Consider the following 842-nt stretch of genomic DNA (forward strand, 5'->3'; position numbering starts at 1 on the left):
ATCCGCAGGGCCTGGATGCCGACTCGCTGGCTGCCGCCGTGGCAGCGGTGGATCTGGTGCTGGACTGCTCCGACAATTTCTCCACCCGCCAGGCGGTGAATGCCGCCTGCGTGGCAGCGGGCAAGCCGTTGGTATCCGGTGCGGCGATCCGCCTGGAGGGCCAGTTGGCCGTGTTCGACCCGCGCCAGGCGCAGAGCCCCTGCTATCACTGCCTGTATGGCCATGGCAGTGAAGCCGAGCTGACCTGTAGCGAGGCCGGGGTGTTGGGGCCGCTGGTCGGGCTGGTCGGTAGCCTGCAGGCACTGGAGGCGCTCAAGCTGCTGGCTGGTTTTGGCGAGCCGCTGGTTGGCCGCCTGCTCCTGGTGGATGCCCTCGGTGCGCGTTTTCGCGAGTTGCGCGTCCGGCGCGACCCGGCCTGCGCGGTGTGCGGGAACACGCATGCCCAGTGAAGCGCCGATCGGCGTCTTTGACTCCGGGGTTGGCGGCCTGTCGGTGCTGGGCGAAATCCGCCGCCTGTTGCCCGCCGAATCGCTGCTCTATGTGGCCGACAGCGGCCATGTACCCTACGGCGAGAAAAGCCCGCATTACATCGTGCAGCGCAGCCGGGCCATCGCCGAGTTTCTCGTGCAGCAGGGTGCCAAGGCGCTGGTGCTGGCCTGCAATACCGCCACGGTGGCAGCGGTTGGCGAGTTGCGTACGGTCTATCCGCATCTGCCCATCGTCGGTATGGAACCGGCGGTGAAGCCGGCCGCGGCAGCCACGCGCAGTGGCGTGGTAGGCGTGCTGGCGACCACGGGTACGCTGAAAAGCGCCCGTTTTGCCGCCTTGCTCGATCGCTTTTC

Annotated in this window: 2 protein-coding genes; both read left to right on the top strand. The window is 67.8% G+C overall.

The genetic code is table 11. The annotated features are described in order from the left end of the window. A partial coding sequence (locus CFY91_RS15690) for a ThiF family adenylyltransferase (RefSeq protein ID WP_207759404.1) occupies nt 1–449 on the top strand: 449 nt, incomplete at its 5' end. Further along, the coding region (locus CFY91_RS15695; RefSeq protein WP_207759405.1) for an aspartate/glutamate racemase family protein at nt 439–842 on the top strand (404 nt) is incomplete at its 3' end. The genes CFY91_RS15690 and CFY91_RS15695, both read left to right, overlap by 11 nt.

Origin of the sequence: Pseudomonas fluvialis (assembly GCF_002234375.1) — a bacterium.
GTDB classification, from domain to species: Bacteria; Pseudomonadota; Gammaproteobacteria; order Pseudomonadales; family Pseudomonadaceae; genus Aquipseudomonas; species Aquipseudomonas fluvialis.